22 protein-coding genes, 2 pseudogenes and 1 riboswitch are annotated in these 22,376 nt (G+C 68.8%); of the genes and pseudogenes, 11 read left to right on the top strand and 13 right to left on the bottom strand.

Features of this window, described 5'->3' with window-relative positions:
• Positions 1-75: 75 nt before the first annotated feature.
• Positions 76-801, bottom strand: coding sequence for a DUF4241 domain-containing protein (locus BX266_RS36140; RefSeq protein ID WP_180290760.1), 726 nt, complete (start codon positions 799-801; stop codon positions 76-78).
• A 110-nt stretch (positions 802-911) separates the two neighbouring features.
• On the opposite strand from BX266_RS36140, the gene BX266_RS36145 reads away from it, so the two are divergent.
• Both BX266_RS36145 and BX266_RS36150 read left to right on the top strand, forming a co-directional pair.
• Positions 912-1,292 (top strand): hypothetical protein, encoded by a 381-nt coding sequence (locus BX266_RS36145; protein ID WP_143687101.1) that lies wholly within the window; start codon positions 912-914, stop codon positions 1,290-1,292.
• A 71-nt stretch (positions 1,293-1,363) separates the two neighbouring features.
• Complete coding sequence (locus tag BX266_RS36150) at positions 1,364-1,834, top strand: hypothetical protein (protein ID WP_099907139.1); 471 nt, start codon at positions 1,364-1,366, stop codon at positions 1,832-1,834.
• On the opposite strand, the gene BX266_RS36155 is transcribed toward BX266_RS36150, so the two are convergent.
• Positions 1,829-2,772, bottom strand: a protein-coding gene (locus BX266_RS36155; RefSeq protein WP_399171334.1) for an IS5 family transposase whose coding sequence is annotated in 2 segments (ribosomal slippage) — positions 1,829-2,314 and positions 2,317-2,772 — 942 coding nt in all. Because the reading frame shifts where the segments join, the coding sequence is not laid out codon by codon here. The genes BX266_RS36150 and BX266_RS36155 overlap by 6 nt on opposite strands.
• 576 nt (positions 2,773-3,348) lie before the next feature.
• Positions 3,349-3,891: an HNH endonuclease family protein gene (locus BX266_RS36165; protein WP_099907136.1), complete on the bottom strand. Its 543-nt coding sequence runs from the start codon at positions 3,889-3,891 to the stop codon at positions 3,349-3,351.
• Here BX266_RS36165 and BX266_RS36170 point away from each other — a divergent pair.
• Positions 3,827-3,997: pseudogene (locus BX266_RS36170) on the top strand (DUF2199 domain-containing protein); the annotation flags it as partial. The gene BX266_RS36165 and the pseudogene BX266_RS36170 overlap by 65 nt on opposite strands.
• Positions 3,998-4,391: 394 nt before the next feature.
• Here BX266_RS36170 and BX266_RS36180 read toward each other — a convergent pair.
• The gene (locus BX266_RS36180) at positions 4,392-5,630 is read right to left on the bottom strand and encodes an IS110 family transposase (protein ID WP_099907131.1); all 1,239 of its coding nucleotides are present in this window, start codon (positions 5,628-5,630) and stop codon (positions 4,392-4,394) included.
• A 593-nt stretch (positions 5,631-6,223) separates the two neighbouring features.
• Between BX266_RS36180 and BX266_RS36185 the strand changes: the two genes are divergently transcribed.
• Genes BX266_RS36185 through BX266_RS39460 form a run of 4 tightly spaced genes read left to right on the top strand, consistent with a single transcriptional unit; the run spans position 6,224 to position 10,324 of the window.
• Positions 6,224-6,931, top strand: coding sequence for a terminase gpP N-terminus-related DNA-binding protein (locus tag BX266_RS36185; protein WP_259465234.1), 708 nt, complete (start codon positions 6,224-6,226; stop codon positions 6,929-6,931).
• Positions 6,928-8,136, top strand: a complete 1,209-nt coding sequence (locus tag BX266_RS36190; RefSeq protein ID WP_099907130.1) for a site-specific integrase — start codon at positions 6,928-6,930, stop codon at positions 8,134-8,136. The genes BX266_RS36185 and BX266_RS36190 overlap by 4 nt, the downstream gene beginning before the upstream one ends.
• The gene (locus BX266_RS40570; RefSeq protein ID WP_259465235.1) at positions 8,136-9,746 is read left to right on the top strand and encodes a hypothetical protein; all 1,611 of its coding nucleotides are present in this window, start codon (positions 8,136-8,138) and stop codon (positions 9,744-9,746) included. Before BX266_RS36190 ends, BX266_RS40570 begins: the two co-directional genes overlap by 1 nt.
• Positions 9,689-10,324 (top strand): site-specific integrase, encoded by a 636-nt coding sequence (locus tag BX266_RS39460; RefSeq protein ID WP_259465227.1) that lies wholly within the window; start codon positions 9,689-9,691, stop codon positions 10,322-10,324. Before BX266_RS40570 ends, BX266_RS39460 begins: the two co-directional genes overlap by 58 nt.
• Positions 10,325-10,377: 53 nt before the next feature.
• Here BX266_RS39460 and BX266_RS36200 read toward each other — a convergent pair whose 3' ends face one another.
• Positions 10,378-10,935 carry an SMI1/KNR4 family protein gene (locus BX266_RS36200; protein WP_259465212.1) on the bottom strand — a complete coding sequence of 186 codons (558 nt, stop codon included), beginning with the start codon at positions 10,933-10,935 and terminating at the stop codon, positions 10,378-10,380.
• Between the two features lie 168 nt (positions 10,936-11,103).
• Between BX266_RS36200 and istA the strand changes: the two genes are divergently transcribed.
• Positions 11,104-12,522, top strand: a complete 1,419-nt coding sequence (gene istA, locus BX266_RS36205; protein ID WP_180290759.1) for an IS21 family transposase — start codon at positions 11,104-11,106, stop codon at positions 12,520-12,522.
• The gene (istB, locus tag BX266_RS36210) at positions 12,519-13,289 is read left to right on the top strand and encodes an IS21-like element helper ATPase IstB (RefSeq protein WP_099907128.1); all 771 of its coding nucleotides are present in this window, start codon (positions 12,519-12,521) and stop codon (positions 13,287-13,289) included. The genes istA and istB overlap by 4 nt, the downstream gene beginning before the upstream one ends.
• A 40-nt stretch (positions 13,290-13,329) precedes the next feature.
• Here the strand turns inward: istB and BX266_RS39465 are convergent, their stop codons facing one another.
• The 3 genes from BX266_RS39465 to BX266_RS36225 all read right to left on the bottom strand — a co-directional run bounded on the left by BX266_RS39465 (position 13,330) and on the right by BX266_RS36225 (position 15,199).
• Complete coding sequence (locus BX266_RS39465; protein WP_099907127.1) at positions 13,330-13,653, bottom strand: hypothetical protein; 324 nt, start codon at positions 13,651-13,653, stop codon at positions 13,330-13,332.
• 452 nt (positions 13,654-14,105) lie between these two features.
• Entirely contained in the window at positions 14,106-14,675 is a 570-nt protein-coding gene (locus tag BX266_RS36220; RefSeq protein ID WP_099907125.1) for an SMI1/KNR4 family protein, read from the bottom strand.
• Between the two features lie 44 nt (positions 14,676-14,719).
• Entirely contained in the window at positions 14,720-15,199 is a 480-nt protein-coding gene (locus tag BX266_RS36225) for an SMI1/KNR4 family protein (RefSeq protein WP_099907123.1), read from the bottom strand.
• Between the two features lie 523 nt (positions 15,200-15,722).
• On the opposite strand from BX266_RS36225, the pseudogene BX266_RS36230 reads away from it, so the two are divergent.
• Positions 15,723-16,453 (top strand): annotated as a pseudogene (locus tag BX266_RS36230) (4-hydroxyphenylacetate 3-hydroxylase C-terminal domain-containing protein).
• Positions 16,454-16,560: 107 nt separating this feature from the next.
• Here the strand turns inward: BX266_RS36230 and BX266_RS36235 are convergent.
• The 4 genes from BX266_RS36235 to BX266_RS36245 all read right to left on the bottom strand — a co-directional run bounded on the left by BX266_RS36235 (position 16,561) and on the right by BX266_RS36245 (position 19,521).
• Positions 16,561-17,475, bottom strand: coding sequence for a transposase family protein (locus tag BX266_RS36235; protein WP_180290865.1), 915 nt, complete (start codon positions 17,473-17,475; stop codon positions 16,561-16,563).
• A 99-nt stretch (positions 17,476-17,574) separates the two neighbouring features.
• A complete protein-coding gene (locus BX266_RS39180) occupies positions 17,575-17,745 on the bottom strand; it encodes a hypothetical protein (protein WP_180290758.1) in 171 nt (56 codons plus the stop codon).
• 140 nt (positions 17,746-17,885) lie between these two features.
• On the bottom strand, positions 17,886-18,947 hold the full coding sequence (locus BX266_RS36240; protein WP_099907122.1) for a cobalamin-independent methionine synthase II family protein: 1,062 nt from the start codon (positions 18,945-18,947) through the stop codon (positions 17,886-17,888).
• Positions 18,934-19,521: a hypothetical protein gene (locus BX266_RS36245; RefSeq protein ID WP_143687097.1), complete on the bottom strand. Its 588-nt coding sequence runs from the start codon at positions 19,519-19,521 to the stop codon at positions 18,934-18,936. Before BX266_RS36245 ends, BX266_RS36240 begins: the two co-directional genes overlap by 14 nt.
• 277 nt (positions 19,522-19,798) lie before the next feature.
• Positions 19,799-19,883: riboswitch (ZMP/ZTP riboswitch) on the top strand.
• Positions 19,884-19,917: 34 nt separating this feature from the next.
• On the opposite strand from BX266_RS36245, the gene BX266_RS36255 reads away from it, so the two are divergent.
• Complete coding sequence (locus BX266_RS36255; protein ID WP_099907117.1) at positions 19,918-21,075, top strand: phosphoribosylaminoimidazolecarboxamide formyltransferase; 1,158 nt, start codon at positions 19,918-19,920, stop codon at positions 21,073-21,075.
• A 109-nt stretch (positions 21,076-21,184) separates the two neighbouring features.
• Here BX266_RS36255 and BX266_RS36260 read toward each other — a convergent pair whose 3' ends face one another.
• The gene (locus BX266_RS36260; protein WP_099907115.1) at positions 21,185-22,138 is read right to left on the bottom strand and encodes an IS481 family transposase; all 954 of its coding nucleotides are present in this window, start codon (positions 22,136-22,138) and stop codon (positions 21,185-21,187) included.
• Positions 22,139-22,376: the final 238 nt, after the last annotated feature.

The following is a 22,376-nucleotide window of genomic DNA, read 5'->3' on the forward strand; positions in this document are numbered from 1 at the left end:
GGCCAGCAGGGCGACGATGGTGATCGGCTGCCGGCAGTGCGGGCAGTCCCGGGTCGCGGTCGGCTCCAGGCGACGTCATGCTTTGGCATCGTGCAGGCCGCTGGTGACGACGATCGCCGCCACCTCGCCGGTCTTCGTGCGGCCCAACCAGACGACGCCCCCGGACTCGGCCATGAACGTGACCAGATCGGCTTGCTGCGACTCGTCGCATACCCGTTCGCACCCGCCGGCCAACTGCTCGGAGTCGCGAGGGGCCGGGACCCCGTCGGCGAACGTGCGAAACGGCGCGGACAGAGTCGTCCACGCGCCCGCATCGGCGAAGCAGCCGACATTGGCATCGGAGAAGAAGCGGCCTATGTGCCTTGGCTGAAGCCGGGCGATGTCGTCCTCGACACTCAGGCCCATCTCCCATCCGACGACAGGGTCGTCGCTGATGCACAGCCGCGTTGCGGCGCACACAACGCCGTCAAGGTGCTCGCCCATGAACTCGTACGGGCCCGCCGTCCACGCGATCTCCACCCGGTAGACGCCCGGAGGAATGCGCACCGCCAGCTCACGCGGGGGCCGACCCGGCAGCCCCCTCTCGTACTCCCAGAACTCGTCGTCGTCCCACGGCGCATCGACGACCAGTCGGCCGCTCGGTATGCGGATCGACGTCACCTCCTCAACACCCGTCACCACTACCGGCGTCGTCGGATCGTCGTACACCGTCCCCAGGTGAGCACCGGGCGTGAAAGCCGCCTCCAAATACCAGGTGGCCTCAGGCCCTGCCGCCAGCCGCGCGTCCCCGACCCACTCCACGTCCCACTCCCTCCACTCCACCCGGCCGGGCGGTCAGCCGCAAGCTACGCGGGCCCGCTGACACCGGCAAGATTCTGTCCGGCGGATCTTCGTGCGGCACCATGTGCGAGGTGACCTCCACGCAGCCTGACGACTTGACCACCCGCCTGATTCAGGCCGACAAGCCGGCCGATGTCGTCCATGCCGGGGCCACATGCCTGGCGGCGATGCTCGGCGGGTTCAGGTGGGTCAGATCTCGGCACTCGCTGGAGCGCCAGGAATCGGTTCGCCGGGAGGTACTCCAGCTGGAGAAGAGCAAGGGGAACCGATCGGGATCCCTGATCAAGTTCACCGTGACGAGCCTGACCGTCCTCGACGACGATCTGGGCAGGTGGCGTAGGGCTAACCCCGAGCTGACCGTGCGTCGGCCCGAATCCGTCGAGTCGATCGTCTGCTCCTCCAGCTTCCTCGACCTGCCCGGTCAGCACTTCGTGGTGCTCACCCAGCCCTAGGAGCTGTCCGGTCGATCACTTGTCGGTGCGCATGGACGGCGGTTGTCTGCACGGTCGCATAGCCTGCGCCTATGACCACCGAGGAGTACCTCTCGACGATTGACGCGTTGGCCGTGCAGCCGTTCCCGGAGGTGACCTATGTCGACTCCTCCGGGGGCGGTGGACCAGAGCATCATGTGCGCGAGCTGCAGGTCAGTCGGGACTTCTGGGATGACGACGACGGGCAGGCCTGGGTTGAGGCCGAAGCCGACCTGCAGGCCTGCCTCGACGACCTGGCAGCACGTCTGACGACTCGCTGGGGCCATGCGTTCATCGTGGATCTCGGACCGTATCTCAGTGCTGGCTGCGAGGGAGAGCCGGTGCCCGAGCCGCTCGACTACCTCAGCCAGCAGGCCGTGAGCATGAAGGTGTGGCCGCTCCCCGACAGCGGCCGTTGGCTCGCGCTGGCCATCGGCCAGGCCGACAAGGAGCTGCCACTCATCCTGTTTGCCGCGGTCGGCCGGGCTTCCGCACTCGACTTGAACCCGAGCGGCCGGTCATGAGCGGAGCCACACGATGACAGCTGCAGCTGAGACAGTGCCGAGGAACACGTAGCCGCGCTTGTCATACCGCGTAGCCACCGCACGGAAGTTCTTCAGCCTGTTCACGGCCCTCTCGACGGTGTTGCGCTTCTTGTACCGCTCCTCGTCGAACCCCGGTGGCCGTCCGCCTCTCGATCCCTTGCGCAGGCGGGCGGACCGGCTGTCGGCCTTCTCCGGGATCGTGTGCCGGATGCCGCGCCGCCGCAAGTATTCACGGCAGGGACCGTTGCTGTAGGCCTTGTCTGCTGCGACGCTGTCCGGCTTCTTGCGGGGCCTACCCGAACCGGGCCGGGGGACCCGGATCTTCTCTAGCACCGGCGCGAACTGGGTGCAGTCGGCCCGCTGCCCTGGTGTGACGATCAGGGACAACGGGCGGCAGCGGCCGTCCGCGCTCAGGTGGATCTTGGTGGTGAAGCCGCCGCGCGAACGCCCCAGGCCCTCGCCTCCAGCACCACCTCCACCAGCCGGTCGACGAGGCTCTGCCACGGAGTTTCGTCCTGGTGTTCCAGTGCCTCGTCCCCCTTTTGCGCGGTGAGGGCCGGCGGCAGCTCGGTGCGGGCGCCGGCCGCGTGCTGGTGCGCGCGCACGATGGTGGAGTCCACCGAGACGTCCCAGTCGATCTCGCCCGCCGCATCGGCCGCGGCCTGGAGCTGCTGCAGCAGCCGCTCCCAGGTGCCGTCCGCAGACCAGAGCCGATGGCGCTCGTAGACCATCTTCCAAGGCCCGAACCGCTCCGGCAGATCGCGCCAGTGCACCCCGGTCCGCACCCGGTGCAAAATCCCGTCGATCACCTGGCGGTGGTCGCGCCACCGCCCGCCCCGACCATTGCTGACGGGCAGGAACGGCCGCAACCGTTCCCACTCCGCGTCCGACAGGCCACCGCGTTCACCCCGCCCCATACACGGGAGAACGATCCGACCAGGCGACAGCCACATGATCGACCGGACAGCTCCTAGGAGCGCCTGACGGGACTGGAGCGGTTCGCGGCTCACCTTCGTGACACCGCGCTCCCGTGGTTCGCCAGTACCGTCGATCCCGAGCAGATCGCGCGGACAGCTCCTGATCCTCTTCTCACCGGGTGGGGGTTCGCGCAGGATCTGATGGAGTTCCTCGTCAGCACCGGCCATCACCCGCAGGCGCGGGCACTCTGGAAGAGGGTCCAAAAACATCAGCCGGCCCACCGGCAAGCGTTCGCGGCAGGCCGGGCCATGGCCGGGACACGGGAGCGACCCCGCTGGCACACGCCCGAGGCCCTCGGGTTGAGCGCCTCCGTCCTGGGTCTGCTGTAGGTACCCTGTGCGGCGGTTTCCGGGCCTGAGGCACAGGCGTATCGACGCGAGGGTGACGGGGCTGATCCGTTTCGGCGTCGGCCTGGGCGAGCAAAGTTGTGAAGCCCCGGTCCCATCACGTGCACCGATGGTCCGGCTCCCTGACGACGGACCCGTGGGCTGTCGAGCCTCCGTGCCCCTGCCCGGTCAGCGAGCGCGAGTGACGGTGAGCTGCTCGTTGGGGCAGTCGGCGGTCAGGCGGTGCAGCGCGTCGACCTCCACCTGATCCACCGTCAGGCGCCAGCGGGTCTTGACCGCAGTCCAGTCCGCGAGGTAGGTGCAGCGGTAGGTCTCGGCCGGCGGGAGCCACTCGGCGACGTCCTTGTCCGCCTTCGACCGGTTCGACTTCGCGGACACCGCGATCAGGGCGCGCGCCTCGTCCAGGTCGTTGGCGTAGGCCTGCCGCTCCGCCGCGGTCCAGGTGCCGGCGCCGGAGTCCCAAGCCTCGGCGAGGGGGACGACGTGGTCGACGTCGAGGAGCCCTGCGTCCTGCATCACCGCGTCGTCGTACGGCGACACCCAGAGTCCGCCGGCCAGCGCGCACCTCGCGCCCACCATCGGCGCGGAGACGGCCTCGGCGATCAGCACCTCCTTGCGGGTGTCGCAGCCGTCCTTGTTCCTGTACTCGCCGTCGACGATCAACCTGAAGACCATGGTCCACACACGCCCCGTGGGCGAGCGCCCCATCATCGAGCTGGAACCGACCGACCACCCGCTCGCAGTCGAACAACGTGCCGGCATCACCATGGAGCGCGTGCAGGAGATCGCCGAGGCTGTCCTGCACCCCAAGGCCTGAGGCCGTGACTCGCAGCATGGACTACGACACCTGGCTCTCGCAGTGCCTCGCGGCATGACCGAGTCGGACTCTCCCCAGCCCTCCTTGCCGACGTGGGACCAGGTGGTCACGCTGCGGGACTTCATCCACGGACGGACATACGCTGCCGCGGTTCCGACCATCCGCCTGAACGGAGAGCCGCCTCATGCCCCGGGGTCCGCGCTGGCACGCGTCGCGGAAGTCAACGGGGCCTTGTACGAAGTCACGTCCCACCTGTGCCGTCATCTGTATGCCGAGCTGGCAACGGGTCGCCCCGGACCTGTCGCGGAGGAGTCATGGGCGGCCCTCGCATCGATTGCCGCAGCCTGGCGCGAGGACCCTGAGCTGCCGGGCTGGATGAGCGAGTTGCTGCCGGTCAAGCCGCGCTAACCGCGAGCTCAGGCGGTGCTGGGAACGCCATGTGTTCGTCGAACAGCTTGTTCTGCTGTAGGCAGTGGTAGAGCTGGCCGATCATTCGGTTGAACAGGTTTCGCAGGGCAGCCGCGTGCCAGTCTCCGTGTTCGTCGCGCCGCCGACGGTAGTGGGCCCTGGCTCCGGGTGAGCCGTTCGGGGCCGAGAAGGCCCACAAGTAGCCCGCGTGGTTGAGCCGGTCGTTCTTCACCAGTCTTCTGGTGATGCTCGACTTCTTGCCCGAGGCCCGGGTGACGGGTGAGGAGCTGGCGTACGCTTTCAGGCCTCGGGCGTCGGCGAACCGCGCACGGTCGTCGCCGATCTCGGCAAGCACGCGGGCCGCGAGCTGAAGGCCGAGCCCAGGGAAGCTGAGGAGCACGTCGGCGTCGGGGTCCTGGGGAAACGCATCCTCAACTGCTGCGGCGAGGTCGTCGACCGCGGTGCAAGCGGCCTCCAACTGCCCAAGCAGGGCAAGCATTTGCTTGCCGAGTGCGTCCTCGACAAGGGCTGGTTGGTGAGCCCAATCCTCCCGCAGGACCTCACGGAGTCGCTCGGTTTCCGCTTCAATGCCGCGCTTGCGACCGGCCCGCTTGAGGGCGGCGGTGATCTGCGCACGGGTCAGCCGAGCCGCCCTGGCGGGAGTGGGTGCGAGCTTGAGGAGCTCGCGGGCTTCAGGCCGACACAGGCCGTTCTGCCAGGGAGCGACGGCCGCCAGGGCGGCCGGGTAGTACTCGCGGAGCAGAGAGCGGAGCTGGTTGGCCATCTGCTGGCGGTTCCAGGTCGCGTCCTGCTGGGCGCGCGCGAGGACGGCGATGGCGCGGGCCAGGTCGCTGTCTTTCGGTAGTGGCCGGTGGGCGTGCATGTCGGTCCGGAGGATGTTCGCCAGGACAAGGGCGTCGCCGGGGTCGGACTTCTTCCGGGAGACGGCGTGCCGGTCGCGGTAGCGGGCGGCGGCCATCGGGTTGATGGCGAAGACCTGTCGTTTGCCGGTCCGCAGGACGGCGACGAGCAGGCCGCGGCTCGTCTCGATCGCAATCGGGATCGGCTCTTCGTCGGAATCGCCGTACTCAGCGAGCAGATCCAGCAAGAGTTTGTAGCCGGCCGCGTCGTCCGTGATGTGCCGCTTGGCCAGCAGCTGACCGGTGTCGTCGACCAAGGCGACGTCGTGGGTCTTCTCCGCCCAGTCGATACCGCAGTAGATCAAGATGGTCCCTCCCCATCAACCAGGCAATTGCGCTGGTCACGAGCGCATGCGGGCCAAGCAGCGACCTAATTCCAGGCCTCAACCTCGATGGGCCGGGCCGACACCTCACTAGCCGTTCGTGGCACCAGCTCACCTCACGGGCCTCGGTCTTGCGCGGGAGCTCGGACAACTCGGGCATATCGAGAGGTCGCCGTGGGGCGGGCTCGCACCACGAACACCAACGAGTGATCAAGCGGATCGTTGGTGACGCGTCATAGGTGCCGAGCGTCGTCGCTCTGGCTAGAGGCGTCGAGGCCAGGTCCAGCGAAGACATCCGCTCGGCACCCATGACGCGTCACCAACAACTTCCGTGTGGTGATGGCCGCGAACTGCCGAGCGTCGCCGCTCTCTGGAAAGGCCTGTTGGCCGGGTCGCATGGAGGCGTCCGCGTCGGCGCCCTCACGTCCGCCACCACACCAGCACTCGGTCGCGCCACCACTCTCCCGCGAGGCCTTCGGAGCCAGGAAGACGTCAGGTATCCGCACCGTGTGCTCGAACGCGCCGGCACTGATCTGAGCTCGCTGCTGGCGTCGCTGACAACGAATTAGGAAGACGTGGACGCTCACGCGCTGCGTCGGCAGGGCTGGTCCATCTCGGCTATCGCCCGTCACCTGGGCCGCGACCGCAAGACGATCCGGGCCTACCTGAACGGCGAGCGCGTGCCCGAGCACCGGGCCCAACCGCCGGACGCCTTCGTGCCGTTCATGGACTACTGCCGCCAACGCCTCGCGGACGACCCGCATTTGTGGGCGTCGGCGCTGTTCGACGAGGTCTGCGAACTCGGCTACCGGGGCGCTTACTCGACGTTCACCCGGGCCCTTCGCCGCCACCAGGTCCGCCCGCACTGCGAGCCTTGCAAGGCCGCGACCGGCCGGGACGTCGCGGTGATCGCGCACCCGCCGGGCGAGGAGATCCAGTTCGACTGGCTGGAGCTGCCCGACCCGCCCGCGGCTTGGGGCGTCGGCTCACACGCCCACTTGCTGGTCGGGGCGCTCGCACACTCGGGCCGCTGGCGGGCGGTGCTCGCGGAGGCCGAGGACTTCCCGCACCTGGTGCAGGCCCTCGACCAGGTGGTGCGCAAGCTCGGCGGAACGGCCCGGCGCTGGCGCTTCGACCGGATGGCCACCGTCTGCCACCCGGCCAGCGGCCGGGTGCTGCCGGCGTTCGCTGCGGTCGCGAAGTACTACCCGTTGACTGAACTACTGGTGACGTCTTTGCAGGTCAGTGACCCTTTGGCGGGATCGTCGTTGGGCTGGCCATGAAGTCACCGCGAGACCTGTCGGTCCTGTCCGTGCCCTTGGTCGGCGAGCTGGCGGACACGGACGATCCGTGGGAGCCCTACCGGCTCGTCGATCCGCAGGGGACGTCGGTTGAGGGAGTCGCTGTCTTCTTGCGGGACCTGCAAGCGGCCGGACGGCCAGCGACAACGGCTCGTTCCTACGGGATGGACTTGCTGCGCTGGTTCCGGTTCCTTTGGGCCGTCGACGTGCCGTGGGATCGCGCCGAGCGCATCGAGGCCAGGGACTTCTCCCGCTGGCTGCAGATCGCTGGGCAACCGTCCCGTAGGCACTGGCGGCGCCCCGACCAGGCTGGCCGGTGGGTTGCCGGCGGGAAGCCGTACGCGACGTCGGTCCGCACGCACAGCGAGACGGTGCTGCGGACCTTCTACGACTTCCACCGCGATGCCGGCACTGGGCCGGTCCTCAATCCGTTTCCGCTGGACCGCTCGCGGCGGGGCCGGCGGGCGCATGCTCACCGCAACCCGATGGATCCGCCGCGCAATGAGCGCGTCGGCCTCTACCGGCCCAGGCTGCCGCAGCGGATTCCTCGCAGCGTCCCGGACGCGCAGTTCAACGAGATCTTTGCCCGGCTGCCCTCTATCCGTGACCGGGCACTGGTCGCCTTCTACGTCTCCACCGGCGCGCGGGCCAGCGAGCTGCTGAGCGCCTGGCAGGGCGGGGTCGAACCGGGCCGCCAGCTGATCAGCGTGGTCCGTAAGGGCACCGGCGAGGTCCAGGAGCTTCCGGCCTCGACGGATGCGTTCGTCTGGCTGCGGCTCTACCAGCTGGAGCTGGAGGACGTGATCCCGAGGGGGCGACGGGTTCCGCTGTGGTGGACGTTGCGCAACCCGTCTCGGCCACTGACCTACCACGCGGCACACCGAATGTTCGAGCGGGCCAACAGCAACGCCGGCACCGCGGCGACGTTGCACGCACTGCGGCACACCGCCGCCTACCGCATGGCAGAGGACCCCGGTCTCCCGCTCACCGATGTCCAATTCGTTCTTGGTCATGCCCAGTTGACCTCCACCCAGATCTATCTCACTCCCCGCAAGGAAGAAGTCATCCGGCGACTGCTGGCCCATCATGCCGAGCAAACGAGACAGGCCGCCGCACGCACCGCACCTGCCGCTGCCCCCGGCTACTCGGCCGAGGCGCTGGACGTGCTGTTCGGGACCGCCCGCTGATGACCGTGGCACTGGAGACCGCGCAGGTCCCGGCGGCGAAGCCGCCTCGGCCGGTCACGGAGTTGGTCCGGGCACGGCCGCGGAAGGACGTCTGGCCAGCGACCGGGCAGAGCCGCGAGGAGGTCTGGGGTCGGCTGGCCGCCGAGCCTTTCGCCCCGGCCTGCGACAACAACGGTCGCAAGTTCGGGCTTGGCCTGCTGCTGGACTGGCTGACCGATCAGCCCGGCGCGACCTGGCAGGAGCGTTGGCTGGCCAGTGGCGCCGACGACGACGGCGCCAACTGGCGGGAGATCCCGCTACGCTGGATGCGTGAGCGCGGACACGAGGTGCCCTGGCGCCAGGAATCCTTCTTCCGGGCGGTGCACCCCGCTCTTTGCGCCGATCTCATCCGACCCTCACTGCCCTGGCTGATCACTTCGTCGCTCCGCAGCAGCGCGCTCGTCGGCATGCTCGCCCAGCACCGCGACCCGACCGGCTTCGCCCGACTGCGAGAACGCTGCGCCACGGATCCGAGCGTCAACACGGCCGCGGCGACCCGCACCGCCTACCGCGCTGCCCAGATCCTCGTCGCCAAGGGCGGCATCATCGCCGACATCGTCCCGGGCGACGTCCTGGAACTACTGGACATCGAGGCCGAACTACGCGGCACCTCCGTCGGAGCCACCCACCTGTTCTATCGGGTCCTGCACAACCTGGATGTATTCGACGATCGGGCCCCGGCGACCCTGCGCGAACTGCGGACGGGCGGACAACGCACGCCCGAAGAGCTGATCGACCGCTACGGCATTGCCTGCCGCCCCGTCCGCGACCTTCTTGTCGACTACCTGCGAGAACGCCAGCCGGCACTGGACTACAACAGCTTGGATGCGCTGTCCTACTACCTGGCCAAGCTGTTCTGGTCAGATCTGGAACGGCACCACCCAGGCATCGACAGCCTGCACCTGCCGACCAATGTCGCCGACGCCTGGAAGCAGCGGCTTCGCACCACCACCAAGACCGTCCGCACCCCGGACGGCCGCCGGATCACCACCGAAGCACCTCGGATTAACTACCGCGAGTGCCTCACCCCAGTGCGAGCCTTCTACCTGGACCTGGCGCACTGGGCCGTCGAAGATCCCGCGCGCTGGGCCGGCTGGGTCGCCCCCTGTCCGATCGGAAGCGAGGAGATCAACCGCAAGAAAGACAAACGGCGCCGCAAATCACGATGGACGCCCGCACCCGCGAGCGTCTGCCAGTACTGCCGGTCCTGGTCCGCAGTGTCGACCAGCGACGCAAGGACGCCGCCACCGTGCTGGCCGCCGCCCGCGACGCGGCACCAGGCGAGACGTTCACCGCCGCCGGGCAGACATTGGTACGCGTCGCCCCGCGCCGGTCGGCGGCCGCCAAAGTGCTGGCCGAGGACCCCGTCACCGGACACTCCACGATCATCCGCAGGGTCCGCGACAAGAGCGGCCGAGTTCCCCTGGTCCCCGCCTACGACCACTACGAGCGCACCTGGCTGCCGCCCGCACCACTGCTGTTCCAGCGACACCGCGGCTACGAGAACCGGGCGATCAGCTCGGGCGCCGTCCGAAAGATGCTCACCACCGCGCTCACCCACACCGGGCTGACGGACTCCGTCACCGGCGGCCCGTTGCACTTCACGCCGCACGACTTCCGCCGGCTGTTCATCACCGACGCTGTCCTCAGCGGCCTGCCCCCGCACATCGCCCAGGTCATCGCCGGGCACCAGGACATCAACGTCACCCTCGGTTACAAGGCGGTCTATCCCGACGAGGCCGTTCAAGCCCATCTGGCCTTCCTGGCCCGTCGACGAGCCATGCGGCCAACCGATGAATACCGCGTCCCCACTGACGAGGAGTGGACCGAGTTCCTCGGTCACTTCGAACGGCGCAAGGTCTCCATCGGCACCTGCGGCCGCGCGTTCAGCACCCCCTGCATTCATGAACATGCCTGCGTCCGCTGCCCCATGCTCTGGCCCGACCCCGCCCAACGCGACCGCCTGGTGGAGATCCGCGACAACCTCCACGCTCGCATCGAGGAGGCCGAGCGCGAGGGCTGGCTCGGCGAGGTCGAAGGACTCCGGGTCAGCCTGGCCGGAGCGGAAGACAAACTCGCGCAGATCGCCAGACACGCAGCCAGTGCGTTGGTCGCCCTCCCGATGCCGACTCTCCGAAGGAAGCCGTGAGCATGCCCAGGATGACGGCGCCTGCGTCAGCGGGACGAAGTGTTGGTGTTTCGCTATGCGCCGGAGGACAGTCGGATTGCGGCCTGGTCCCATGGCTGAGGCTCGATCAGGTCGTCCCTTTCGAAGGCGTCCTCCTCGAACCAGCCCGTCCCCGCGAGCCATGTCTCCAGCCATGCTGCGAGACTGGCGGAGTCGAGGAACCAGCACTGATCCCACGATCCGCCGCTATACGGGTTCGGCTCGAAGAGCAGGACCTGACCGCCCTCGCTGAGACAATCTACGCCTGCGTACATGGCACAGCCCCAGGTCAGGATCGGTACGACGCCTTCGGGCCACTCCGGGTGCTCCACTCCAACGGACGCCTCACGTCGTGACAGGTATTCGCCAGCGACGCTGGAGCCCGGACCAAGCAGTGGCAGCAGTCGGTAGTCGGGGCCGAAGCCGCCGTCAGCGACCTCGCGATACAGACGCGCAAGTAGGGGATGCAGTGCGAAGCCCAGTTGCGCCTCGGCCTCCGCAATCTGGGCCTTGCTAACAGGCGCGGGAAGGTCCTCGCTGTCGGATGCGGCCCGGATGGCAACGCGTTGCACAAGGTCATCCATGTCGGTCATGACCGTGATGCTGTCAGGGCCCACCGACATGTCGATGACCAGGGTGTCGGCGTACGAGTCAACATGCACCAGCTCGTACGAGTGACTGTGCGCCAAAGTTGATGCGGTGACCGGTTGCTGTCGGTGAGCCTGCTGTCGTCGGTTCGGGCGGCAGAGGGGCGGCTGACAGTGGTTCTGGACCCGCATCGCTGGCTGGAGTTGCGGCGGTATCGTGCGCTGCACGACTCCGGGGCGATGAGCCTGCGGCAGATCGCGAAGGAGACCGGGCTGAACCGCCGCACGGTCACGAAGTACCTGTCGGCCCAGGTCCCGGCCGCGCCTCCGCAGCGGGCGTCCGGCACTCGACCCCGGCCGCGGGCGGTCGACGGGATCGCCCCGCTGATCGACACGATGCTCCGCTCGGAGGTCCTGCTCAAGGCGACCGTGATCCACGAACGGCTGGTCCAGGAGTACGGGATCGCCATCAACTACCAGCGGATCAAGATCTACCTGCAGGAAGCGCGGCCGAGGATCGCCGAGGAGCTCGGCATCAACCCGCACGAACTCGCAGGCATGCACCGCCGGTTCGAGGTCGTGCCCGGAGCCCAGGCCCAGGTCGACTGGGGCGACGAGGGCCGCATCCTCGCCCACCTCGGCATCCCGAAGATCTACTCGTTCCACATGACGCTGTCGTACTCGCGCGACCCGTTCTGCTGCTTCACCACCAGCCAGGACCTCGCAACGTTCTTCGACTGCCACCAGCGGGCGTTCGCCCACTTCGGCGGGGTGCCGATGAGCATCGTCTACGACCGCACCATGACCGTGGTCCGCCGGCACGTCGCCCCGGGCGAAGCGGTCCCGCTCCACCCGGAGGCAGTCGCGTTCGCCGGGCACTACGACTTCGACCCCGACGTGCTGGCCGCCTACCGGCCCCAGGGCAAAGGCCGGGTCGAGCGGCAGGTCGCCATCGTCCGCGACCACGTCCTGGCCGGCCGGGCGTTCTCCTCCATCGAAGAACTCGACGCCGCGTTCACCGCCTGGGTGCCGCTGCGACGCGCGAAGGTTCATGGCACCCACGGCGAAGTCATCGGCCTGCGCGCGATCCGCGACCACACGGCCCTGCGGCCGCTGCCCCACACCCCCTACCTGGTCGCACAACGGCACCTGCGGCACGTCGGCAAGGACTGCCTGGTCGCCTTCGACGCGAACCTCTACTCCGTGCCCGCCCGCAAAGTCCGCCCGCGCCAGCTGGTCGAGATCCGGGCCACCAAGTCCCAGATCGTCATCCACTCCACCGTCCCCGACTCCGGCGGCGACACCCTGCTGGCCGTCCACTCCCGGGCGGTGGGCCGCGGCGCCCGAATCGTCGACGAGCGGCACTGGGACGGCCTGCCCAAGGGCGACACCCGCCGCGTCACCACCGGCGACGTTCTTCCCCAGCCCCGCCGCGAGCAGGCCCCGGCCGACGAGGACGGACCGCTGCGGGCCCTGCTCAACCGGGCCGCCGCCGCCCGCGTCGAAGTCGGCCGCCGCCCGCTGTCCGTCTACGACGAACTGACCGGCACCCGCCCGTTCACCACCAACTACCCGACGAAGGGCGCCCGTTGAGCGAGCTGGTCAGCAACCGCATCCGCACCATGGCCGGCAAGCTCGGCCTGCCCCACCTCGCCGACGGCCTGAGCCAGTACGCCAAGCGCGCGGACGAGGCGAAGATGGGCTACCTCGACTTCCTCGACCTCGTCCTGAGCGAGGAGCTCGGCGTCCGCGACGACCGCCGTTTCCGCCAGGGCCTGCGGCTGTCGAAGCTGCCGCACCACAAGACCCTGGACGACTACGACTTCTCCTTCCAGCCCGAGCTCGACCCGCGCAAGGTCAAGGACCTCGCCACCCTGTCGTTCGTCGAGGCCAAGGCGAACGCCGCCCTGCTCGGGCCGCCCGGGGTCGGCAAGACCCACATCGCCGTCGCCCTCGCGGTCGCCGCCTGCCGGGCCGGCTACTCGATCTACTTCACCAGCCTCGACGACATGGTCCGCCACCTCCGAACCGCCGAGGCCACCGGGCGGCTGACCAGCAAGCTCCGCACCTACCTGCGGCCGAGCGTCCTCGTGGTCGACGAGGTGGGATACCAGCCCTTGGAACGCGCGGAGGCGAACCTGGTCTTCCAGGTGATCTCCAAGCGCTACGAGAAGGGCTCGATCATCCTGACCTCGAACAAGGCCTTCAGCGAATGGGGTCAGGTGTTCGGCGACGAGGTCCTCGCCACGGCCATCCTCGACCGGCTCCTGCACCACTGCGAGGTCGTCTCGATCAACGGCAACAGCTACCGCCTCAAGAACCGCCTCCAAGCCATTACCCAGGACACCGACGTGGCATAGGAGTTCGCTGCAGTCACCGCACCCCCTGGAACGGGATGGTCTAGTCCAAGAGCCGGAACGGAGCCCGGCGCCAAGGATCGCCGGGCGCGTCCCGCTCAGCAGCCCAGCCGACTGGCAGATCCGCGAGCCCTCGCATGCTCGAGTTGTGCTCGATCGCTGCCCAGATGCACATGGCCGCACACGCGCCGGCGAGATTCGGGTTGTTCACACCATCGCCGACGAGCCAGGAGTTCTCCTCGGTGTGACCGACGAACAACGCCGGCAGGTCACCGTTCGCCACCGTCCACTGAACAACAGCTCCGAGGTCCGGAGGGAACTCGACGTTCTCGAACGGCCACGGGAGCGACCTGAAGATCTCGTGCACGGGAGGACGCTACAGCAGTCCAGTGATCGCCCCGACGGTGAGTGGTGCACATAACTCTGTACTTGGTGGCGCACTCAGACCAGTACGCGGACACCTCCCGCCGGTCGGTGTTGGCAACGGGGATGAGCCCGTCCGGCCCGCCGAACCTCGGCGTCGCACCGCGGAACGATACGCCGTGGCTGTCCCAGTCTGACTCCTCCAAGGCCTTGATCTGCGAAACAAGGCGCTCAGCAAGATTGAAGAACCGGGTACCCGGCCGGGTCAAGGTGAGGTGGTGGTTGAGAGTCACCGGCGCATACGTCTCAACGATCTCCTTGAAGTCCGACGGGAGCTCGAGTCCCAGCAGGCTCTCCACCTCTCCCCATCCAACCGACCCTGGCTGGTCCGACCGACCGGGCCCGATCATCTCGAGCACGGCCATCAGGTAGCTCTGCATCTGTGCCTCCTTCTAGCTAACCGGTGACCTCGGGGCGGATAGTGTGAAGCGCCCATTGCTCCAGGGTGCCGTCGATGATCTCGGCGAGGAACTGGACCATTCCGCCCTCGTAGTGCCACCAGGCGCCGTTGCGCGTGGCAACGGTGACAGTCCAGTCCGACGGATCCGCGCCGGTAGTGGACCACAAGAGGTAGTCACCCCAGTCCGTCGACCCCCACGGAAGAAGTCCCCCGAGAGCGGGAAAGGGCTGCAGCCGCACCGCAAGGTTCGCGTCCTCGCACCACTGCTCGACGATCTCCAGTTCCTCCAGCGTGGCGTCGACCCAGGAGTGCTCGGCCCCTACCTGCGGGGACCCAACGAAGAGGGTTCCCCCGACGATGAGGCTCGGATACTGCTCGGTAAGAAGCTTGAAGTCGGCCGGTAGAGCCGTGCCCAGGGCCTGTTCGACGGCTGGCCAGTCAACGCCCGCCGGCGCGGGACGCTTCAAATCAGCAATCGCGGGGGCAGCTTCTTCGAGCGCGCGCAGCGCGCCCGCCGCGTCCGCGATCCGGAGGAGCGGCGTCTGCGTGCCGATCAAGTCGTCCATGCGTTCACTCTGCCAGCCTGGTGCGACACTCGACGGGGCAGGGGCTAATCGAGGTCGAAGTTGCCTTCCCAGGCCGGCAGCCACTCAGCAGCGACCTCCTCGGCCAGGGCGGCCCTCAGCCACTCGACGCAGGTCAGCTCGTAGTCGATCCACTCGGCGTGAGTGAGCACCCACGCAGAGACCGTCCACCTGCCGTCCGGCCGAGGCACGAGGAACAGCTGGTCGGAGTACGGAGTGTGGCCCCAGTGCAGCATGCCTCCGGCGCTGGGAAGGATGGGATGGGGAATCCACCGAGACCGCTCCAGGGCCTCTCGCATACTCTCCGGGTGACCATCACGGTAGAGCTCCGGGCCGAAGATCGTGAGGTAGCCGGCGATCGACTGGTCCCCATAGGCGAGGGTGAGGTCCTTGAAGTCTTCAGGCAGTCGCAGTCCCCACTTCCCCTCCAACTCCTCGTAAGCGTCGGCGTCATCCACGGGAGCCGGTCTTCCCAGGAAAGCCGCGATCGATGACAAGTCGGTCATAGTTGCTCCCTTGCTCCGCTATCTGCTCGCGCTCGCAGCGTAGAGGCCGGCCCTGACCCACCCATTCGATACCCCGGCCGTTGCGGAGTCTGGGAAACGATCTCCGCTCACATGGGAAGCGATCTTCGACGCCCCGCCTGTGGCCCTGGTCAGCCGCACTCGTGAACACCCCAGGAGGACTGTCGCCCGGCGTTGTCCAGCGCGCCTACGCCCGGCTGCCCCCCGCTCGCGCGGGGAGGACCTTGCGCGCCAACTCCTCCGAATTGGGGTCCCCCCCTTGCGCGGGGAGGACCACCTCCTGGCTTGCGACGCCCAGCCCTTCGCCGGCTGACCCCCGCTCGAGCGGGGGTCAGCCGTCGTCATCGCTGCTGCCCGGGCCCGGCCCGGGCCCGTGTCCTCCCCGCGCGAGCGGGGGTCAGCCGTTCAAGCGCGAGGCTACGCAGAAGCTCACCGAGTCCTCCCCGCGCGAGCGGGGGTCAGCCGTGCGAGGTTCTTCAGCCGGTTCGACGAGAACGACGCCATCGTGGTCTTCGACCGCGCCCTGATCCCCTGGTCGAACGTCCTGGTCCACCGCGACCTCGACCGGCTCAACGGCTTCGTCCACCGCTCCGGCTTCCTCCCCCGCTCGATCTTCCACGGCGCGACCCGGCTGTCCGTCAAACTCGACTTCCTGTGCGGCCTGCTGCTGGAGGCCGTCCGCACCACCGGCAGCCACGTGCACCGCAACGTCCAAGCCGGCGTCGGCGAGGCGCTCGCCTGGCGGCACACCCTGCACGCGCTGGTCACCGCCATGACGGAGGCCGCCGAACCCTGGAACGGCGCCTACGTCAAACCCCACACCACGACCACGCTCGCCCAGCGCGTCCTCGGCCCCGCCGCCTGCCGTCGCGTCCGGGAACTGACGGAACACCAGCTCGCCGGCGCCCTGATCGACCTCAACTCGCACGTCTCCGATTTCGCCGCCCCGAACTACGCCCCTACCTCGACACCTACCTGCCAGGCGCCGACGACATCGACGCCGAGCAGCGCGTCAAGCTGATGAAACTGGTCTGGGACGCCATCGGCAGCGAGTTCGCCAGCCGGCACGAACTCTACGAGCACCTGTGGGCCGCCTCCCCCGACGTGACCCGCATCGAGACCTACCACCACGCCCGCACCACCGGCCTCGCCGACGAACTGCGCGACCTGGTCGCCACCTGTATGTCCGACTACGACACCACCGGCTGGACCACCCCCGACCTGCGCGAGCCGTGAATTCGGCCAGCCAGCCCCGCGCTACCAGGCGCTCTGCCTTCGATCGCACTAACGAGTTGGTGCGTGATAGCGGGTGAGGGCTGGATCGCCTGCCGGAGGACTCTGGTTCACACCTCGGCGCTGCGGTCGGAGACGAGGCCGGCGATGGCGCGGTAGGTGTCGGGCAGGTTGTTGCAGCGGTGGGTCCGGCGCAGGAGTTGTTTCCAGCGTTTGTGGTCGGCCAGGGCGTGTACGACGGTGACGCGGTCGGAGGAGTGCTGGTGGCGGGCCTGTTCCCAGCGGGCGTGGACGCCGGCCAGCGCGCTCTTGTTCGGTTTCCTCAGCGGCGTGATCGCCTGCCCGGGGCGATCGCGTCGCAGGCCGAGGTAGCCGTCGTCGAGGAGGACCTCCACGTCGGGGAGGTGTCGGAAGCAGTCGGCGATGCCTTCGTTCCGAGCGGCGGTCGCGTCGTGCATCCGCCCTGGCCGCAGGGCATCCGTCCACAGGGTGCGGCCCAAGTGGTCGGCGATCACGGTGGCCTTCATCGTGATCTGCTTCTTCTTGCCCGGCACGAAGGCCCGGCGTCCGCCGCGGCCGGCCGCGGGCCGGCGGACCTGGATCTCGGTGGCGTCCAGCCGCAGCTCGACGCCCTCGGCCTGCGCGTGGGCAAACACATCCGCCAAGGTCCGCAGGCGCACACCGGGCCGGTCGGGGACCGCACAGCCCCGTCGGGCGAGCAGGGTGCGGATCTCCCCGATCCCCCGGGTGACGGTGGAGCGGTCAACGCCGAACAGCAGTCCCAGCACCGCATGCGGAAGGTCGTGCCGCAGATGGATCAGCGTGGCCACCACCCGGTCGGTGAAGACGAGTTGGTGACGGGCACCGGCGCCCACAGCCCGCTTCCTCGCCCCGCCCCGCGCCTCGTGGCGGCGTCCCTCAACCACGGCCTGCCAGGGCTCGGCCAACTCGGCGATCAGACTGCCCAGATGCTGCCGGGAGACACCCGTGAACAGCCGATGCGTCAGAACCGCCCGATTGACCATGATCCGCACGCCACGATCATGCCGCTCCCCAGCGCGGCCACCTCACCCGCTATCACGCACCAACTCGTAAGGCATCATCTCATTTGGGAGTTTTCGGGTTCAGATGAGGACTGCGGCGATGCTGGTGAAGTGGTCGGCCTTGCGCTCGTGGCCGTGGTGGAGCTGGCGGAGGCCGCTGAGGCAGGCGCCGGTGCGCTCAATGAGCTTTTTCAGCTGCTGCTCAGCGGGGCCTCCGTTGACGGCTGCCAGGACCAGCGAAATGGTGCTCAACCTTACTGGTCGGCGCCCCGGCGACGTCCCCCGATCGGTGGCCGCTCTGAAACGGCTCAATCACTCCTCGGTAGTTGCCGTAGTGGTAGCCGGTCGCTGTTCGGGGCTTCGCCGGTCCGTGGTCGGCCTCGTCGCTCTGGTTAGGCTCCGATCTTGTCCGAGGCGAGTGCGGTGCCCTCTACCCGGGCGCGGATCTTGGCGAACGCCGTGTCGCGGGAGGTGGAGCGGTCGTCGGCGAACGGTGCGAAGCCGGCGTCGTCGCACGTGCCGAGCTGGTCCACCGGGATGTGGCGGGCCGCTGCCAGTACCCGGTCGCGTACCTGCTCGGGCGTCTCGACGCGCGGGTCGATCGGGTCGGTGACCCCGACGAAGACCCGGATGCCTGGCCGCAGTTGCTCGGCGATGCCGCTCAGGACCCGGTCCGGGTCGGGCTCGCTGGCCAGTTGGAGGTAGAAGTTGCCTGCGGTGAGCTGGAACAGGTGCGGCAGCAGGGCGGCGTAGTCGACGTCGAGGCTGTGGGTGGAGTCCTGGTCGGCGCCGGGGCCGCTGTAGACGCCGATCCGGGTGCGCTCGGCTTCGCCGAAACGGGACAGCACCCGGTTGTTCAGCTGGACGAACTCTCGCAGCAGCCCACCGCTGGGGTCCAGCTTGAGGGTCAGGCGGGCCTCCTCGAAGTCCAGTTGGACGACGTGCGCGCCCGCGTCCAGGCAGCCGCGGATGTCCGCCTCGGCTTCGTCGACCAGGTCGTCGAGGAACTGCTCGCGCGGGTAGCCGGCGATCCCGTCCCGGGGGTAGAGGAGGCTCAGTGCGGAGGGCGCGGCGACGGCCTGCTTCACCGGGACGTGCGCGTACTTCATCGCGGCTTGCACGTACTCCCCCGCGTGCGTCTTGTACCGGAAGGGTGCGGAGGTGAGGCGGGGCAGCTGACGTTGGTGGCCGTCGGCGAATGGGATCACGACCCCGTCGGAGGCCAGCGTGGACAGCCCCTCGACCGGATAGGTGAGGAAGCCGGGCTTGGCCTGCTCGCCGTCGGTGACCACCGGCGACCCGGCGGCCTCCAGCGCCTTGACGGTCTCGCGGACGGCCTGGTCCTGGAGCGCGGCGAACGCCGCGCCGTCGAGTCGACCGGTCCGGAAGTCCGAGAGCGCGTCAAGCAGTTCGGCCGGACGCGGGATGCTGCCGATGAGTTCAGTAGGGATCATGCCGGGCAGCGTAGAAGCAACAGCGGCACAACCGGCGCGGACACGTGCCAGATCGCGGCATCGGCCACCTTCGGGGGAAGATGCGCCTCTCGGTTGACCCCGCGGGCGCGAAGACACCATCGCCGCTCCCAGGGTCCGCGGTCGGAACCGTGCCGACCAGCCACACGCCACCGGGCTGGGGAGCGGCACGCCTGCCGGTCCCCGTGCCGCCGTCGGCCACCGCGCCTTCGTCGAAGCCGCTGTGGTCCACCAGCCGCTTCTGCGCAGGGGTGAGCTTCGCCCACTCGGCGTCGCACAGCGCGGTGTCGCCTTGGCGACCGCCGGTCTGGACGATATGGAGCTGGGCATACCGGCCGACGACCTTCGAGGCTTCCCGGTGCTGGGCGGCATCGTCGGTGAACTTGGCGGCCCACTCGGGGGTTCCGGCGGACGGCGACGTGGCGGCCGACGGCACGGAGCCGGCAGCACCAGCCGGTTGGTGCTGCCCGCTGCTGTTGGACGTGCAGGCCGCCAGGCCACCGAGAAGTACGAGTCCTGCTACTGCGGCACAGAGCCGCACCCCACCCTTGATCATGGACGGAGAACGTAGCAGGGTCCACGAACAATCCGCGACGGAACTGTGCTTCCGTCTCACCCTGCGTCCAACCACCCCCACCACACTGTCCAGACCCGTGAATTGCACCAATACCTGCGTTGGCGCAATGCCGATGCCCGCCACCCCGACGTCCTGGCCGCCCAACGTAAGGAGCGCGCTCGCATCCGTAGCGAGAAGGGCATCCGGTGGGGCGGACGCCCGAGGGCGCTGGCGTCATGACCGGCGAAACCACGGGCGCACCCCTGCGGGTAGCATCGTGTCCGGTCGCAACTGGCGAAGGTGGAGAACCACCGGGGAGCGGCCGGTTTCCCGCGTGAGCGTCGACCGCCTGGGCGCCTGCGTCAGTGATGTCCCGCTGACCCAGGAGGCTATGACGTGGATCTGCGCTATGGGATCAACCCGCAGCAGGCGGCGGCGACTACCGCGCCCGTGCAGCTCGGCCGATGGCCGGTCCGGGTGTTGCAGGGAAGCCCGTCCTACATCAACATGCTGGACGCACTCAACAGCTGGCAGCTGGTGCTGGAGGCGAGCCAGGTCCTGAACCGGCCGGCCGCTGCCTCCTTCAAGCACGTCTCGCCCGCTGGTGCGGCCGTCGCCGGCCCCGTCGATGACGTCACCGCAGAGCTCTACGGCATCGACCGCGACAGCGTCGGCGCGCTCACCAGCGCATATCTGCGTGCCCGCGACGCCGATCCGAAGTCCTCTTACGGCGACTTCGCCGCCGTGTCGCACCCGGTCGACACCGAGCTCGCCGAACTCCTGTCCCGCGTGGTCTGCGACGGCGTCATCGCCCCTGGTTACGCTCCCGGCACCGTTACGACGCTCAGCAAGAAGAAGAACGGCCGCTTCCTGGTCATGGAAGCGGACCAGGCGTTCAGCCCCCCGCGACAGGAGACACGGGAGGTGTTCGGCCTGCGGCTGTCACAGCAGCGCGACGAGGTGGCGCTGTCCACGGCTCTGCTGGACAACGTCGTATGCGGCACGCTGCCGACCACGGCAGCCGAGGATCTCCTGCTGGGCCTGGCGGTCCTGCGCTACACGCAGTCCAACTCCGTGTGCTATCTGCGCGGCGGGGCGACCCTGGGGATCGGTGCCGGCCAGCAGTCCCGCGTGGACTGCACCCGCTTGGCCGGCGCGAAGACTGACACCTGGTGGCTGCGACGCCACCCGGCTGTCCGTGCACTCGCCTTCCAACCGCACACCCGGCGCCAGGACCGGATCAACTGGCAGATCCGCTTCATCGAAGGCGACCTCACCCCTGACGAGAGCACACGCCTGTCGACAGCCCTGGCCGCACCCGCACCCCAACTGACGGACGAGCAACGCACGCAGTGGCTCGCGGGCCTGGCAGAGGTGGCATTCGTCTCGGACGGCGCGTTGCCATTCCGCGACAACGTCGACCAGGCCCACCGGCACGGCGTCGCCTACATCGCCGAACCGGGCGGATCAATCCGGTCCGTCGAAGTCGAGGACGCATGCCGCGAGCATCAGATCGCCCTCACCCGCACCGGGCTCAGGCTCTTCCACCACTGAGGACCTCGATCGAGGCCCCGCCCCACCCGGTGAAGACCTCAAGTCCACCCGCCCGGACATCCACCGGTCGGGCGTATCGGCAACACGGTGAACCATCCCGGTCAGGGTACTAGGTGTACTGACCCGTGAGGTTGGTGACGCGGCTGACGGGAGGCTTTCCCCGGAGCCCGGTGTGTCCGCGGTGGTGATTGTAGGTGTGGAGCCATCCGGGGAACGCTTCACGTCGCTCCTGCTCGGTGCGGTAGGGCCTGGCGTAGGCCCACTCGTCGAGCAGGGTGCGGTTGAACCGTTCGACCTTGCCGTTGGTCTGCGGCCGGTAGGGACGGGTGCGCTTGTGCGCGATCCCGTGGGCCGCGAGGGCGTCACGCCATAGGCAGGAGCGGTAGCAGGAGCCGTTGTCGGTCAGCACGCGCTGGACGGTGATCCCGGCGTGGGCGAAGAATTCCTGGGCGCGGGTCCAGAACGCGGTGGCGGTCTCCTTGCGCTCGTCGGCGAGGATCTCGCTGTAGGCCAGGCGGGAGCGGCCGTCGACGGCGTTGTGGAGGTAGCCGTAGCCGGCGCCGGAGCTGTTCTTCTTCCCGACGGGGCGACCCAGCGCCCGGTGGCCGCCACCGTCGGGGATGTTGCCGAGCTTCTTGATGTCGACGTGGACCGACTCACCCGGCGCGCAGTGCTCGTAGCGTCGGATCGGTCGGCCGGTGGCGCGGTCGAGATGCGCGAGCCGGGCGAGGCGGTAGCGGGTCAGCACGCGGTGCACGGTGGCCGGGTTGAGCTTCAGCAGGAAGGCGATGCGGGCCGGTCCCCAGCGTCGCAGGACGCGGCCCTTGATGATCCGCCGCTCGGTGCGGGTCGGGGTTCGGCGCGGGCTGTGGTGCGGCCGGCTGGAGAGGTCGCTCATGCCGGCTTCGCCGAGCCTGGGGTAGCGGTCCGCCCAGCGCCTGGCCGTGGTGGGTGAGACCTGGAAGCGCTCGGCGGCCCGCCGCAGCGGCCAGCCCTCCTCGACCACACAGCGGGCCAGGCGCAGGCGGCCGGCCTCGGTCAGCGGTGCGTTACGGTGTGACATGAGGGCCTTTCTGGGAGCCGGTGCAGATGTCGCAATCCACACCGAGCCAGAAGGCCCTCACTCATTTCAAGATCACCACACCGTGAACCCCGTCACCAACCTCCGTTGTCAGTACACCTAGCCGGGGGCGATGGCTGGTCCGTCGGCCACCGGCTCCGGCCTGCGCCCCGGCCGAGTGCTTGGCCGCACTGTCCGCCCGGCCCTGGCTGTTAGGAGTCTGCGTCCTGCCCACTGGCCG

This window comes from Streptomyces sp. TLI_171 (assembly GCF_003610255.1).
Classification (GTDB): Bacteria; Actinomycetota; Actinomycetes; order Streptomycetales; family Streptomycetaceae; genus Kitasatospora.